We start from the raw sequence: 15,320 nt of genomic DNA on the forward strand, positions 1-15,320 counted from the left end.
CCGATGGACCTGGTCATCCGCGGGGCCCGCGTCGTCGACGGCACGGGCGGGCCCTCCTACACCGCCGACGTGGGGATCCACGAGGGCCGCATCGCCGGGATCGGCCGGATCGGCGGCGGGCGGCAGACCCTCGACGCCGACGGGCTGGTCCTGGCCCCCGGCTTCGTCGACATGCACGCCCACAGCGATCTGGCGCTGCTCCGCGATCCGGACCACAGCGCGAAGGCCGCCCAGGGGGTGACCCTGGAGGTCCTCGGCCAGGACGGCCTGTCGTACGCCCCCGCCGACGACCGGACCCTGTCGGAGGTCCGGGCCGCCATCGCCGGCTGGAACGGCACGGGCGAGGACATCGACTTCACCTGGCGGGACGTGGGCGGCTACCTCGACCGCCTGGACGCGCAGGGCATCGCCGTCAACGCCGCGTACCTGGTCCCCCAGGGCACCGTCCGCGCGTACGCCGTCGGCTGGTGCGACCGGCCCGCGACCCCCGCCGAGCTGGACCGGATGCGCGCCCTGGTCGCCGAAGGCCTCGCGCAGGGCGCCGTCGGCATGTCCTCCGGCCTCACCTACACCCCGGGCATGTACGCGTCGGGCGCCGAGCTGACCGAGCTGTGCCGGGTGGTCGCCGACCACGGGGGCTACTACTGCCCGCACCACCGCTCGTACGGCCGCGGCGCGCTCGCCGCCTACGCCGAGATGGTCGAGCTGACCCGCGGGGCCGGCTGCGCCCTGCACCTGGCGCACGCCACGATGAACTTCGGCGAGAACGAGGGCCGCGCCCCCGAGCTGCTCGCGCTCCTGGACCGGGCCCTGGCCGACGGCGCCGACATCACCCTCGACAGCTACCCGTACACCCCCGGCTGCACCACCCTGGTCGCCCTCCTGCCCGGCTGGGCGAACGAGGGCGGACCCGAGGCGGTCCTCGCGCGGCTGCGCGACGACGCCGAGGCCGAGCGGATCCGGCGCGCGCTGGAGGTGGAGGGCTCCGACGGCTGTCACGGCGTGCCCGTCGACTGGTCCACGATCGAGATCGCCGGGACCACCGATCCGGCCTTCGGGTCCCACGTCGGCACGCGCGTCCGCGACTGGGGCACCGCCCGGCGGCTGCTGCTGGGCGACCGGCTGGGCCCGAGCATCCTGCAGCACGTCGGGCACGAGGAGAACGTCCGGGCGATCATGCGCCACCCGGTGCACACGGGCGGCTCGGACGGCATCCTGCAGGGTGCGAAACCGCACCCGCGGGCCTACGGCACCTTCCCGCACTACCTCGGGCACTACGTGCGCGAGCTGGGCGTCCTGTCCCTGGAGGAGTGCGTGGCCCACCTGTCGGGCCGCCCGGCGGCCCGGCTGCGCCTGCCCGACCGCGGGACCGTCACGGAGGGCAACCGCGCGGACCTGGTCCTGTTCGATCCGCTGACGGTCGCGGCCGGGTCGACGTACGAGCGGCCGCGCGCCCTGCCGACCGGGATCCCGCACGTGCTGATCGACGGGCGGTTCGTGATGCGGGACGGGCGCAGGACGGACGTCCTGGCCGGGCGGTCCGTCCGCCGCACGCCGTACCGCGGCCGCTAGGGGCCGCGGTACGGAAAGGCCTGCCGGGTCACGGCGGACCCGGAGGACCCGGAGGAAACCGGCCTGCCGTTCGACCCGGCCGCCTACGATGGCGACATGTTCGCCTTTGTCCCCGCCGCCCTTTTCCTCGTCCTCTTCGGCGTCAGCGTCCGGGAGGACCGGCGGCGCTTCCGCAACGCGGTCTACCTGGGCCTCACCTTCATATTCGCCTCGGTCGGCCTGCTCACCCTGGTCCCGGTCCTGCCCCACGGGCTCGGCGCGCTCATCGTCGCGCTGGTCTTCCTCGTCCCGGCCCTCGGCACGGTCGCCCTGGGCCTCTTCCTGATCGGCAACGGCCTGACGATGGTCCGCAAGGAGGGCCGCCGGCCGGCCAACCTGCTCTCCTTCACGGCGGGGGTGGGGATCTTCGCCCTGATCGCGTTCGTCCTGACCCTGGGCAGCCAGGGCTCCCGGATCTGGGACGCGGTGGTGGGGGGCGTGGTCTTCCTCGCCGGGTACGTCTCCTTCCTCTTCCTCTGCTTCCTCGCCTACGCCTTCCTCTACGGCCGGATCAAGGTGCGCGGGGACGTCGACTACGTGGTGATGCTCGGCTCCGGCCTGATCGGCGGCGACCGGGTCCCGCCGCTGCTGGCCTCGCGGCTGCGCAAGGGCAAGGAGATCCACGACGCCCAGATCGCGCGGGGCGGCCGGGTGCCGCTGCTGCTCACCTCGGGCGGCAAGGGGACGGACGAGAAGCTCGCGGAGGCGCGGGCGATGGCCGACTGGCTGATCGCGCAGGGCGTGCCGCAGGACCACCTCCGGCTGGAGGACCGCTCCCGCACGACGGAGGAGAACCTCCTCTTCAGCCGCGAGATCATGCTGACCGGGGACCCGTCCTACCGCTGCGTGGTGGTCACCAACAACTTCCACGCCTTCCGTGCCGCGATGATGGCCCGCAAGGCCGGGGTGAACGGCCAGGTCCTGGGCTCGCCGACGGCGAAGTACTTCTGGCCGAGCGCGACGATCCGCGAGTTCGTCGCGGTGTTCTGGGAGCACAAGACCGTCAACCTCAGCATCTGCGGCGCGGTCGTCGCCCTGACCGCGGTACTGGCGGTCAGCAGCGCCTGAGGCCCACCCGGCCCCGTCCCGTCCCGCCCGATCCTGCCTGGGGGATGTTTCACGTGAAACCGATCGACCCGCGCCTGCTTCGGTACGCCCGTTCCACCCGCCTCTTCCTGGGGGCGGTGGTGGCCCTCGGGCTCGCCGGGGCGGGGCTGGTCGTCGGCCAGGCGATGCTGATCGCCGAGATCGTGGTCGGTGCCTTCGAGGACGGTCTGGACGGCGGGGCCCTGCGGACCCCCCTGCTGCTGCTCGCGGCGGTGGCCTGCGGCCGGGGCCTGGTCGCCTGGCTGACGGAGCTGGCCGCACACAGGGCGAGCGCGGCGGTCAAGTCGGAACTGCGGGGCCGGCTGCTGGAGCGGGCCGCGGATCTGGGCCCCGGCTGGCTGAGCGGCCAGCGGACCGGCTCCCTCGTGGCCCTGGCCACGCGGGGCGTGGACGCGCTCGACGACTACTTCTCCCGCTACCTGCCCCAGCTGGGACTCGCGATCGTGGTCCCCGTCGCGGTGCTCGCCCGGATCGTCACCGAGGACTGGGTGTCGGCGGCGATCATCGTGGTCACCCTGCCGCTGATCCCGGCCTTCATGATCCTCATCGGGATGGCCACCCAGTCCCGGATGGACCGCCAGTGGCGGCTGCTGTCCCGCCTGTCGGGGCACTTCCTCGACGTGGTGGCCGGCCTGCCGACCCTGAAGGTCTTCGGCCGGGCGAAGGCGCAGGCGGAGTCCATCCGCAAGATCACCGATGACTACCGCCAGGCGACCATGCGCACGCTGCGCATCGCGTTCCTGTCCTCGTTCGCGCTCGAGCTGCTGGCGACCCTGTCGGTGGCACTGGTCGCCGTGACGATCGGCATGCGGCTGGTCCACGGGGAGCTGGACCTGTACACGGGGCTCGTCATCCTGGTGCTGGCGCCCGAGGCGTACCTTCCGCTGCGCCAGGTCGGGGCGCAGTACCACGCGGCGGCGGAGGGACTGGCCGCCGCCGAAGAGATCTTCGAAGTCCTGGAGACCCCGGTCTCCGTGCCGGCCGGGAGGGCCGCCGTCGCTGCCTCGGGGCTGCGGATCGAGCTCGACGGCGTGGCGGTCCGCCACCAGGGCCGGGGCGAGGACTCCCCCGGACCGGTCTCGCTCTCCGTGGGACCGGGCGAATGCGTGGCTCTCACCGGGCCGAGCGGAGCGGGCAAGTCCACGCTGCTCCAGGTGCTGCTGGGATTCGTGGCGCCGAGCGCGGGCCGGGTGCGGATCGACGGCGCGGACCTGGCCGGGCTGTCGGCCGAGCAGTGGCGCGAGCGGATCGCGTGGGTGCCGCAGCGGCCCCACCTGTTCGCCGGGACGATCGCGGAGAACGTCCGGCTGGCTCGGCCGGGGGCGACCGACGACGAAGTGACCGCCGCGCTGGAGGACGCCGGGGCCTGGGAGTTCGTACGGGTCCTGCCGCGCGGTGCGCGGACGGCGCTCGGCGAGGGCGGGGTCGGGCTGTCCGCCGGGCAGCGCCAGCGTCTCGCGCTGGCGCGGGCCTTCCTGGCGGACCGGCCGGTGCTGCTTCTGGACGAGCCCACGGCGGCGCTGGACGGCGAGACCGAGGCGGCCGTCGTGGAGGCCGTACGCCGGCTCGCGGTGGGCCGGACCGTGCTGCTCGTGGTGCACCGGCCGGCGCTGCTGGCGCTGGCCGACCGCGTCGTACGCGTCGGGACCGGCGCCGAGGGGCCCTCCCCCGTGCCGGGCCTCGCGGCATCGGCCGCCCTTCCCGCGCCGGGTGTTCAAGCGCCCGGTGTTCCCGCGCCCGCCGGGGGCGCGGCTCCGGCGCCCGGCGCCGGGCCGGGAGTGGGGCCGGGAGTGGGGCCGGCCGATCCCGGGGAGTGGATCCTCGGGGCCACCGCGGAACGGACGGACCGCAAGGGCGCGGCGGACGCCGGCGGGCAGGACCCGCTCAGGCGGGTCCGCGGGGTGGCCAAGGCCTGGCAGGGACGGTTCAGGCTCGGGCTGTTGCTCGGGGCACTGGCCGTCGGGTGCGGCGTCGGGCTGATGGCCGTCTCCGGATGGCTGATCTCGCGGGCCTCCGAACAGCCGCCCGTGCTCTACCTGATGGTGGCCGTCACCGCCACGCGCGCCTTCGGCCTGGGCCGTGCCGTCTTCCGTTACGCGGAGCGGCTCGTCTCCCACGACGCGGTGCTGCGCATGCTCGCCGACCTGCGCGTGTCCGTGTACCGCCGGCTGGAGCGCATCGCGCCCGCCGGACTGCGCGCCCAGCGGCGCGGCGATCTGCTGACCCGGCTGGTGGCCGACGCCGACGCCCTGCAGGACTACTGGCTGCGCTGGCTGCTGCCCGTCGGCACCGCCGTGCTCGTCGGGACCGGTTCGGTCGCCTTCACCGCCTGGCTGCTGCCCGGGGCCGGGGCCGTCCTCGCCGTCGGCCTGCTCGCCGCCGGGGTCGGGGTACCGCTGCTCAGCGCCGTCTGCGCGCACCGTACCGAGCGCCGGCTCGCGCCCGCCCGGGGCGAGCTCGCCACCCGTGTGGCCGATCTGCTCACCGGGACCGCCGAGCTGACCGTCGCCGGCGCGCTGGGCGGCCGGAAGGCCGCCGCGAAGGACAGCGACCGCACGCTGACCGGGATCGCCGCCCGCGCGGCCGCCGTCACCGGACTCGGGAGCGGTCTGTCCGCCCTGGTGTGCGGACTGACCGTGGTGGGCGCGGCCGCCGTCGGTGCGGGTGCCGTCGCGGGGGGCCGGCTGTCCGGGGTCGCCATGGCCGTCGTGGTCCTGACCCCGCTCGCCGCGTTCGAGGCCGTCACCGGGCTTCCGCAGGCCGTCCAGTACCGCCAGCGGGTCCGCCGCAGCGCCGAGCGGGTCTACGAGGTCATCGACGCGCCCGTTCCGGTCGCCGAGCCGGAGCGGCCGCTGAAGCTGCCCGCCTCGCCCTTCCCGCTGCGGCTGTCCGGACTCGCCGCCCGCCACCCCGGGCAGGAGCGCGACGCGCTGCACGGGCTCGATCTGACCTTGGAGGCGGGCCGCCGGATCGCTGTCGTCGGCCCCTCGGGATCCGGCAAGACCACGCTGGCGCAGGTCCTGCTGCGCTTCCTGGACCAGCACGAGGGCTCGTACACCCTGGGCGGGACCGACGCGCGCGCGGTCGACGGCGACGACGTGCGCCGGGTCGTGGGCCTGTGCGCCCAGGACGCGCACATCTTCGACAGTTCGGTACGCGAGAACCTGCTCCTGGCCCGGCCCGGGGCGAGCGAGGCACAACTGCGGGAGGCGCTCGCGGCGGCCCGGCTCCTGGAGTGGGCCGACGGGCTCCCGGACGGGCTGGACACGCTGGTCGGGGAGCACGGCGAGCGGATCTCGGGCGGCCAGCGCCAGCGCCTGGCGCTGGCGCGGGCACTGCTCGCGGACTTCCCGGTCCTCGTCCTGGACGAGCCGGCCGAGCACCTGGACCTGGCGACCGCCGACGCGCTGACGGCGGATCTGCTGGCGGCGACCGAGGGCCGCACCACCGTGCTGATCACGCACCGGCTGGCCGGGCTGGAGGAGGTCGACGAGGTGCTCGTCCTGGACCGCGGAGCGGTGGTCCAGCGCGGTGCGTACGCGGAGCTGGCCGCCGCCGAAGGGCCGCTGCGCAGGCTGCTGGAGCGCGAGCGGGAAGCGGACGCGACGACGGCCGGTTTCCTCCAGTCCCGACTCACTCTCGACTTTCCTCGCTAATCCGGACTAACTAGGCTCAAGGGCATGTCAGCGCAGCAGTCCCAGGAAACGCCCGAGTCAGCTCCGGAGCCCGCGCCGCGGCAGCCCGACCCACTGGAGGCCGCGACCGCCGCCACCCGGAGTCTCCAGGGGCTGTCCACCGAGCTCACGGCCCGGGTGCCGCAGCTGCTGGAGGCCATGCGGTCGGTGGGTACCGGCCTCGAACTGCACTCCACACTGGACCGGATCTGCGAGACGGCCGCCGAACTCGCCGACGCCCGCTACGCGGCCATCGGCGTCGTCGACACCGAAGGCCGGGGGCTCTCGGACTTCGTCACCTTCGGGATCAGCGACGCGCTGGCGAAGAAGATCGGGCACCGCCCGGACGGGAAGCGCGGGCTGCTCGGCGCGCTGATCTCGCACCCCGACACGGTGCACCTCGCCGATCTGACCAAGGACCCGCGCTCGGCGGGCTTCCCCGCGCACCACCCGCCCATGAAGACCTTCCTCGGCGTTCCGATCCGGGTGCAGGGGGAGATCTTCGGAAACCTCTACCTCGCTGAGAAGAACGGCGGCGGCGAGTTCAACGACTACGACGTCCACATGGTCCGGGTGCTGGCCACCGAGGCGGGCATCGCCATCGGCAACGCCCGGCTCTACGAGGCCGCCACCCAGCGCGAGCGCTGGATCGACGGCTCCGTCGCCGTCACCACCGCCCTGCTGTCGGGCGGGGACGCGGACGACGCACTGGCGGTCGTCGCCGAACAGGCCCGCCGGCTCGCCGATTCCGCCGCGGGGATCGTCATGCTGCCGGCCGAGGAGGGCGGCATGGAGATCGTCGCGGTCTCCGCCGAGAACCCGGCCACCTCCCTCGGCGTCGTCATCCCGGCCGAGAGCCCCGTGGTGGCCAGGCTGCTGGAGGGCGAGCCGGTCTTCGTGGACGACGCCTCCTCGGACCCGCGCATGATCAGCCGGCTGACCAGCCAGTACGGGGCCTGCATGATGCTGCCCCTGCACAGCGGCGGCCGGGTGCTGGGTGCGCTCGTCACGCCCCGGGCGCGCGGCAAGCGGCCGTTCAGCGAGGCCGAGCGGACCCTGGCCACGCAGTTCGCCTCCCAGGCGGCCCTGGCACTGATGATGGCGGAGGCCCAGCGAGACCGGGAGCGCCTCGCCGTCTTCGAGGACCGCGACCGGATCGCCCGCGATCTGCACGACCTCGTCATCCAGCGGCTCTTCGCCACCGGGATGATGCTGGAAGGCGCCCAGCGCCGGTCCGTCGTGCCCGAGGTACGCGACGGGGTCGGCAAGGCCGTGGACGAGCTGGACGTGACGATCCAGGAGATCCGCACCGCGATCTTCGCGCTCCAGCAGGGTCCGGCGGAAGCGCCCTCGGGTCTGCGCACCAGGGTGCTGCGGGAGATCAACATGGCAGCCGTGCCGCTGGGCTTCAAGCCCGCGCACCGCTTCCTCGGCCCGATCGACGCGGTCGTCGGCGAGCTGGTCGGCAAGAACCTGATCGCCGCCCTGCGCGAGGCCCTGTCCAACGCGTTCCGGCACGCGGAGGCCTCCCGGATCGAGGTGGTGCTCGACTCCACCGTCACCCTGGCCGACGGGCGGCCAGGGGTCCGGCTGGAGGTCGCCGACGACGGGGTGGGCATCCCGGAGGGCGGGCGCCGCAGCGGGCTGCGGAACCTGCGCCGGCGGGCCGAGTCCCTCGGCGGTGCCAGCTCGTACGGCCCCGGCCTCGGCGAGGAGGGCGGCGGGACCACCCTGGTGTGGGAGGCCCCGCTCTAGACCCGAGAAGCCCCCCTGGACCGCTGCCAAGGCTCTGGACTTACGGCTGGGCGCCGGCGGCCCGTTCGGCCAGGATGCGCTCGATGACGAGGGCGACGCCGTCCTCGTTGTTGGCGACCGTGCGGCCCGACGCGGCCGCGATCACGTCCGGATGGGCGTTGCCCATCGCGTAGGAGGTGCCGGCCCAGCCGAGCATCTCCACGTCGTTCGGCATGTCCCCGAAGGCGACCACCTCGGCCGGTGAGATCCCGCGCTCCTCGCAGCACAGCGCCAGGGTGCTGGCTTTGGAGACGCCCGGGCCACTGATCTCCAGCAGGGAGGTCGGGCTGGAACGGGTGATCGAGGCGTACGCGTCGGCGACGGAGCGGGCCAGTGCCAGGAACTCGTCCGGAGCCAGCTCGGCGTGGTGGGCCAGCACCTTGAGGACGGGCGCCGAATCGTCGTCCGAGGCCTCGTCGAGCAGCTGCTCGGCGGTGGCGACATTGCCGCCCGGGTCCTGGAAGAACGGCGGGTAGGTGGGCTCGTAGTTGATGCCCGTGGTCATCTCCACGGCGAAGGAGGTGCCCGGGGCGGCGGCCCGCAGGGCCTCCACCACCTTGAGTGCCGTGATCCGTGGCAGTGGCCTGACCTGCACGAACTCCCGGCCGGTGGGCTCCGAGCCCATGGCGTGCAGATCGACGACGGCGGCGCCGTTCGCGCAGATCGCCAGGCCGTGACCCTGAACGTGGTCGCTGACGACGCCCATCCAGCGGGCCGGGCGGCCGGTCACGAAGAACACCGCGATGCCGGCTTCCTCGGCGGCCGCGAGCGCGGCGACGGTGCGCCGCGAGACGGACTTGTCGTCGTGCAGCAGGGTGCCGTCGAGGTCGGTGGCGATGAGCCGGGTCACGGGGGTGGGCGGGGTTACGGGCATGACGTGCTCCCGGAGGGGGGAAGGCGGCGACATTCGCGCGGCGGCTCGTGTAACTGCCGGGGAACTTGGACTGCCCGTGCTCTTGTGGTCTGCGGAAACGCGTCGCTAGAGTCGTGATTACACGTGTAACACGCTAAGCCTCCGCCATGGCTCGCGCAAGCAATCCGGACATACGTTACGAAGCCTTGTCCGTGGTGGTGGCCGCAGCCGTGGCGGGACCCGGACCCACGACCGGACCCGCACCCGGACCCGGACTGACGACCGGACCCGTACCCGTACCCCCTCGGCCCTCGGGGCCGAGCAGATTGGAAGGGCCGCAATGACGCAATCGCCCCCCGCCACGATCGACCTGGCGGACATGACCTGGCCGCCCCCGCCGTTCCGGACCCCCGTGTCCGCGGTGGTCGGCGCCGACGGGATCCGCCGCTTCGAAGGGGTGACGTACGCGACCTCGCCCGGCTACCGGCCGCGGCTCCTCGACGTCCTGGTGCCCGAGGGCGAGGGGCCCTTCCCGGCGGTGGTGTGGATCCACGGCGGCGGCTGGCTGGACGGCGACCGCCGCTACCCGCCGCCGACCGTTCCCGTGGAGCTGCTGCACGGATCGGTGCTGGGGGCGGGCCTCGCGCTCGTCTCCATCGACTACCGGCACAGCCTGGAGGCCCCCTTCCCGGCCCAGTTGCACGACGTGAAGGCCGCGATCCGCTACGTCCGGCAGTTCGCCGCCGTCCTGGGCGTGGACCCGGACCGGATCGGGGTCTGGGGCGAGTCCGCCGGAGGCCACCTGGCCGCCCTCGCCGGGGTCGTCGGCGCGGACACCCCGGACGCCGCCGCGCTGGAGGGCGTACAGGGAGTGGGCGCGGGGGACACCGCGGTACGGGCCGTCGTCGACTGGTACGGGGTCTCCGACCTGGTCACCCTCGCCGAGCACCCCATGCCGCCGATGCCCGGCGGAGCCGAGTTCCCCGACCCGTACGAAGCCCTGCTCGGCGCGGCCGTCGCCGAACGCCCCGAGCTGGCGCGGGCCGCGAGCCCGGTCACGTACGCCGTCGAGGGTTCGGACCCGCCGCCGTTCCTGCTGATCCACGGAACGCTCGACGGGCTGGTCCCCTACAGCCAGAGCGAGCAGCTCGCCGCGGTCCTGACGAAGGCCGGGGGCGAGGTCACCCTGACTCCGGTGGAGGGCGCGGACCACATCTTCCTCGGATCGCCCGACATCGGGCGGATCGTCGCGGACAGCGTCGCCTTCCTGGCCGGCCACCTGGTGCTGTGACCGGAAGGGTTCACCGGGTCGCGGCGCCCGGCACGGCACCTCGCCGCGTTGTCGGACCACACCGGTACGTCCAGTACGAGGCGTGGTCCTCCGTCCGGGGGCCCCTCCCGGCGGTAGCTGGGGGAGATGCACCGCACCGGACACCGCGACCCGGCAAACCTTCCCGGTCACAGCACTGGGCGCCTGAGGCCCCGCGCCCCCCGGAAACCGGCAGGATCCGAAAGCCGCCGCGCCGGGCCCCCGTCACCGGGGCGCCCGGCGCCGTTCCGTTCAGGTCCGGGGCCGAGCTCCGCCGCCGTCGTCCCGCCCGATGACGACGGTCCCGCGGGGGCTCAACAGGGTGTCACCTCGGAGTCGAACAGCCGCAGGCCCGGGGGCTCCAGCGTGCCGTCGCAGAGTTCTGCCAGGAACTGCACGGCCCCGCCCTCGTAGTGCCACCAGCCCCGCCGTGACCCGCCACGGTGACGCACCACTCCTGCGGGGTCCCGCCGGTCGTCCTCCACGCGAACGTGTCGCTCTCGTCCGACTCGGCCCAGGGCAGAAGACCGCCCGGTGCGGGATGGGGCGGCACGCCGGGGCCGGGTTCCGGCCGGGCCTCGACGAGCGCCTCCAGCAGGCTCCTGATGTCACGGAGCACGTGGTGTTCCGCGCCCGGCTCCGGCAGGCCGAGGAGTACGCAGTGGCCGATGGCGAACGCCGGGTACCACTCGGCGAGGTGCTTGTAGTCGGAAGGCAGCGCGGTGCCCAAGCCCTCCTCGAGCAGGGCCCAGTCGAGTACGGCGGGAGTCGGCCGGCGGTGGTCGGCCATGTCCGGAACGGCGCGCTCGAGCGCCGCGAGCGCCTCGGCCGGATCCGTGATGCGGCGCTTCGGCGTCCATGTGTCGATGAGGTCATCCGTCATGGACGGCAGACTGCCAGACCGGTGTGACACCCCAGGGGCTCCCGGCGGGCTCGGACTGCCCCGAGGCGCCGGAACCGGCTCATGACGCGTTCACGGGGGATCGACGGGCGGGCCCGGAATCGGGGCCCTCAGGAGGTCTCGCGTTCGATCAGGACCGCTTCTATCTCCGGGATGGGCGCCGTCGTGCCCGTTTCGATCAGATCGTGCACGGCGTCCGCGACCGCGGCGGGCGAGACCAGATCCAGGCGGATCGAGGTCAGCGGGGGCTGCTGGAGGGCGGCGAGGACCAGGTCGTCGGAGCCCACGACGGCCACCTCCCCGGGTACGTCGATCCCCTCGGCCCGCAGGGCGTGCATGAGCAGCGCGGCGTACTCGTCGTTGTAGGCGAACACGGAGTCCAGGCCGAGGCTCCGCCAGCGCCGGGCCAGCGAGGTCGCCGACTCCCGGGTGTAGGCGAGCTCCACCGGGGTCACCGTGGCCATGTGCCCGGCGGCGACCGACTCGGCGCCGGCGAGCCGCGGCGCGGCGAGGGTGCCGAGACCGCGCTCCTGCGGCATGACCACGCCGATACGGGTCCGGCCGCGCGAGATCAGGTGCTCCGCGGCGGTGGCGCCGATGCGGGCGTGGTCGAAGCGGATGGTGTGCACGCCCGGCACGGGACGGGCGGCGAAGGCGAGCAGCCCCCGCACCCCGGCGCGCCGCAGCAGTTCGGCGGCCTGTGCGGTGAGCCGGTCGCCGTCGAGGGCGATGACGGCGGCCGGGCGCAGCTCGGCCCAGGCGCGGGCGGCGTCGAGGGGGTCGGCGAAGCGCCCCGCGTGCAGGACGGCGGTGTAACCGTGCCGGTCGAGCTCGCTGTGCAGGTCGTCGACCCAGTCGCTGACGAGGCGGCCGACCGCGGAGATCGACGAGGGCATCAGCACGAGGTTGCTGCGCCCGGCCCGCAGGGACCGGGCCGCGGCGTGCGGTACGTAGCCGAGCTGCCGGGCGGCGTCGAGGACGCGGGCGCGGGCCGCTTCGCCGACGCGGTGGCCCTGGGTGTCGTTGAGGACGAAGGAGACCGTGGCGCGGGAAACCCCCGCGAGGCGGGCCACGTCGGCGCTGGTGGGGGACGCCGGGACAGGAGTGTCTTTGGCCATGACGTCGCTCGACGCTCCTTTTGTTCGGCTCGGTGCCTTCCCTTCGGAGGTTACACGAGTTAGATCAACGGAGCGCGGGCCCGCCCGGATGTGCGAGCAGCTCTGCGGGGGCGGGTCCCGGTCGGTTCGGGCGGCCTGCTCGGCGGTCCGGTCGCTGGTCGGCTCAGGCGGCGGGTGTGACCGGGGTGGGGCTGACGACCAGCACGGTGGGGCGGTCCGCGGGGCCCGCGGGGAACTCCGTCGACGCTTCCGGGGTCCGTGGGGCATTCGGTGCCCCGCCGGTGAGCGGCAGCACTTCCGTGATCTCGTACGCGGACACGGCCACGTGGGGCGACGGCTCCGGGCTGTCCTCGGTGAAGCGCAGCCCGGGCGCGGACTCCCCGAACTTCGCCGCCGCCCGCCGGCGCAGCCGCACTTGCTCCGCTGCCGCGGACACCGGGGCGGCGGGATGCTCCCGCAGTCGCCCGGCCGCCGCCCCGGGCTCGTCGGCCGGGTCCGCGGCCGGCGCATCGGCCGGGTCGGCGGCCGGGAGGGCGGCCGGCAGGCTCTGGCCCTCATCCCGGCCGCCGCCCCGGGGGCGGCCCTCAGGCGGGCCGGGAGCCGAGCGCCCTCTCGTGCAGGCGCAGGGAGTCCCCGGCGAGGTCGGCGAGCGCGGTGACGACGGAGTCGAAGCGCATCGTGGTGCGGGTGTCCTTCTCGTACGGGTTCCACGTCGGCATGTCCGGATGGTTCGGGTCGCCGGTGCGGATGAAGGCGATCCAGGCCTCGTGCATGGTGTGCGCGAGCCCGTCCCGGACGGCGGGGTCCAGCCCGGACGTCAGGGGCGCGTGGGTCCACTGGTCGAAGTTGGCGAACGCGAAGGGCAGTTCGAGGCAGTGTGCCGCGCCGAGCCGGCCGTCGTGGGCGGCCGCGGGAAGGTCGAACTGGTAGGCCCACACCGGATGGCCCGCCTCGGCCCGGGCCTCGGCCAGCCGCAGCGCGGGGACCCGGAAGAGCTCGTCCGTGATGAGGTCCATCAGGACGTCGGCCGGACCGGCCCCGGGCCGGGTGCGCTCGTACGCCGCGTACACGGCGGGGGCCGCCTCGGGGCCGAAGGTGTCCGCGATCCGGTCGGTGACCTGGTCCCGGTCCGCCGCTGCGTGCACCTCGTTCAGGGCGAAGCCGAAGTTGGCCTCCTCCCGGGTCCAGCCGATCATCACCTCGATGCCGGCCGCGGCCCCGTGCAGCAGGGCCTCGGCCGGGTGGCGGGGCAGCGTCACGCCGTCGACCACGGGCAGGAACGGCGTGGGCCAGTAGCCCCAGCGGGTCGTCCGGGCGAAGAGCCCGCCGACGGCGCCGATCAGCTCGGGCCAGGGCAGGGTGCGCAGCTCGGCCAGGGTCTTGACCCCGGCGGCCTCGAGGTACGCGGCCGTGCGCTCCGGGCCGTCCTCGGACCCGGGGAGGTCCAGCCCGAAGGGCGGGCTCATCAGGATCACCCGCCGGATCAGGCCCCGGGTCTCGGGCAGTCCGGCGAGGGCGGCGGTGGACACGGCGCCGCCCGACTGGCCCGCGACGGTGATGGCGTCGGGGTCGCCCCCGAAGGCGGCGATGTTGTCCCGCACCCAGCGCAGGGCGGCGAGCTGGTCGGTCAGCCAGTGGTTGGCGCCGGGGTCCGCCGCGCCCTCCTCGGGGCCGGTGTGCAGGTAACCGAGGGGGCCGATGCGGTAGTTGATGCTGACGACGACCAGGTCCCCGTCGCGGGCGAAGGTGGCGCCCGAGTAGTTCGGCAGCGACCCGGAGCCGGACACGAAGCCGCCTCCGTGGATCCAGACGAGCACGGGCCGCCGGGCGTCGTCGGCCGCGGGGGTCCACACGTTGAGGGTCAGGCAGTCCTCGTCGAAGGGCGGCGAGCCGTGCCCGCCGAGGACGGGGTCGCCGCCCTCCAGGTACATCTGCGGGGCGCTGGGGCCGTCGGCGGTCGCGTCGCGGGTGCCGCTCCAGCCGGGGTGCGGCCGGGCGGCCCGCCAGCGCAGTTCGCCGACCGGGGGTGCGGCGTAGGGCACGGCCCGGAAGACGGCGAGCCCGTCCTCGACCGCGCCGCGCAGCCGGCCCGCGGGCGGGTGTGCCACGGGCCGACCGGGTCCTGGGGGTCCTGGGGTGGGTGCCATGAGTCGATCCTTCCTGGGTCCCGCGCCGAACGCGCGCCGACCCGTCGAGAGTATGGCGAAAATTCGCCGACCGTCAATGTTGCGCGATACCGCGAAGAGTGTCGCCGGCCGGTCGGGGGCGCGTCACAGCCAGAGCGTGTCCGCCGCCATCCGCTCGGCCTCCGTCTTCAGCAGGGGCGCGAAGGCCCGCCACAGGAGCAGGCAGGCCCCCGCGGCGGCCAGGGCGCCGGCGAAGGTGTCGCTCAGCCACTGGGCGTGCTGCCAGGTGCGGCTCCACATCATGGCGCCGGCGTACCCCGTGCCGAACAGCCACCACCAGCGCCGGCCGTCCGGCGGGAACAGCACCACCGCGGCGGCGATCATCAGGGCCACGGCGCTGAAGACCTGGCCGGAGGGGTACGAGCCGTCGTTGACCAGGACCCAGGTGTGCGGCGGTCGCGGCCGGTCGGCCAGGGCCTTGAGGGGCAGCACCACGAGCATGTTGGCCAGGATCGCGGTGGTGAAGACGAAGAGCGCCGAGCGCCAGCGCCCGTACATGCACAGGCAGCCCATCAGCAGCAGCGGCACGACCGTGCCGAGCGGGCCGCCGAGACGGTCGAGCACGGTGGCGAACCCGCTGGCGGAATCGGCGGGCGAGCCCTGCAGCGAAGCGGCCCAGGCGTCGTCGAGGCCCTGGAAGAAGGGCCGTTCGTCGATGCGGACGAGCAGTCCGATCAGCAGGGACAGCAGGAGCAGCGCCGTGCCCCAGACGAGCGCGTGGCGGGGCGGCGCGGCGGGGACCTGGCCTGTCTCCTATAGACATCTCT

The 15,320-nt window shown here is 74.3% G+C and carries 11 protein-coding genes; 5 read left to right on the forward strand and 6 right to left on the reverse strand.

Features of this window, described 5'->3' with window-relative positions:
• Nucleotides 1-3: 3 nt before the first annotated feature.
• The 4 genes from DRB96_RS38050 (at nt 4) to DRB96_RS38065 (ending at nt 8,147) form a co-directional block, all read left to right on the forward strand.
• The gene (locus DRB96_RS38050; protein WP_112452496.1) at nt 4-1,572 is read left to right on the forward strand and encodes a D-aminoacylase; all 1,569 of its coding nucleotides are present in this window, start codon (nt 4-6) and stop codon (nt 1,570-1,572) included.
• A 96-nt stretch (nt 1,573-1,668) separates the two neighbouring features.
• Entirely contained in the window at nt 1,669-2,679 is a 1,011-nt protein-coding gene (locus DRB96_RS38055) for a YdcF family protein (protein ID WP_112452497.1), read from the forward strand.
• Nucleotides 2,680-2,732: 53 nt separating this feature from the next.
• Entirely contained in the window at nt 2,733-6,374 is a 3,642-nt protein-coding gene (gene cydD, locus DRB96_RS38060; RefSeq protein ID WP_112452498.1) for a thiol reductant ABC exporter subunit CydD, read from the forward strand.
• Between the two features lie 24 nt (nt 6,375-6,398).
• Entirely contained in the window at nt 6,399-8,147 is a 1,749-nt protein-coding gene (locus DRB96_RS38065; RefSeq protein ID WP_112452499.1) for a GAF domain-containing protein, read from the forward strand.
• Nucleotides 8,148-8,187: 40 nt separating this feature from the next.
• Here the strand turns inward: DRB96_RS38065 and DRB96_RS38070 are convergent, their stop codons facing one another.
• Nucleotides 8,188-9,060 (reverse strand): Cof-type HAD-IIB family hydrolase, encoded by an 873-nt coding sequence (locus DRB96_RS38070; protein ID WP_112452500.1) that lies wholly within the window; start codon nt 9,058-9,060, stop codon nt 8,188-8,190.
• Between the two features lie 319 nt (nt 9,061-9,379).
• Between DRB96_RS38070 and DRB96_RS38075 the strand changes: the two genes are divergently transcribed.
• On the forward strand, nt 9,380-10,330 hold the full coding sequence (locus DRB96_RS38075; protein ID WP_112452501.1) for an alpha/beta hydrolase: 951 nt from the start codon (nt 9,380-9,382) through the stop codon (nt 10,328-10,330).
• Nucleotides 10,331-10,673: 343 nt separating this feature from the next.
• Here DRB96_RS38075 and DRB96_RS38080 read toward each other — a convergent pair whose 3' ends face one another.
• From DRB96_RS38080 to DRB96_RS38100, 5 genes are all read right to left on the reverse strand, one after another.
• Nucleotides 10,674-11,231 carry an SMI1/KNR4 family protein gene (locus DRB96_RS38080; RefSeq protein ID WP_239516472.1) on the reverse strand — a complete coding sequence of 186 codons (558 nt, stop codon included), beginning with the start codon at nt 11,229-11,231 and terminating at the stop codon, nt 10,674-10,676.
• Nucleotides 11,232-11,359: 128 nt separating this feature from the next.
• Nucleotides 11,360-12,367, reverse strand: coding sequence for a LacI family DNA-binding transcriptional regulator (locus DRB96_RS38085; RefSeq protein WP_112452502.1), 1,008 nt, complete (start codon nt 12,365-12,367; stop codon nt 11,360-11,362).
• A gap of 163 nt (nt 12,368-12,530) precedes the next feature.
• Nucleotides 12,531-12,803 (reverse strand): hypothetical protein, encoded by a 273-nt coding sequence (locus tag DRB96_RS38090; protein ID WP_162688837.1) that lies wholly within the window; start codon nt 12,801-12,803, stop codon nt 12,531-12,533.
• A 148-nt stretch (nt 12,804-12,951) separates the two neighbouring features.
• Entirely contained in the window at nt 12,952-14,475 is a 1,524-nt protein-coding gene (locus DRB96_RS38095; RefSeq protein ID WP_162688838.1) for a carboxylesterase family protein, read from the reverse strand.
• 162 nt (nt 14,476-14,637) lie between these two features.
• Nucleotides 14,638-15,117, reverse strand: a complete 480-nt coding sequence (locus DRB96_RS38100; protein WP_112452505.1) for a phosphatase PAP2 family protein — start codon at nt 15,115-15,117, stop codon at nt 14,638-14,640.
• Nucleotides 15,118-15,320: the final 203 nt, after the last annotated feature.

Source organism: Streptomyces sp. ICC1 (assembly GCF_003287935.1).
GTDB classification, from domain to species: Bacteria; Actinomycetota; Actinomycetes; order Streptomycetales; family Streptomycetaceae; genus Streptomyces; species Streptomyces tritrimontium.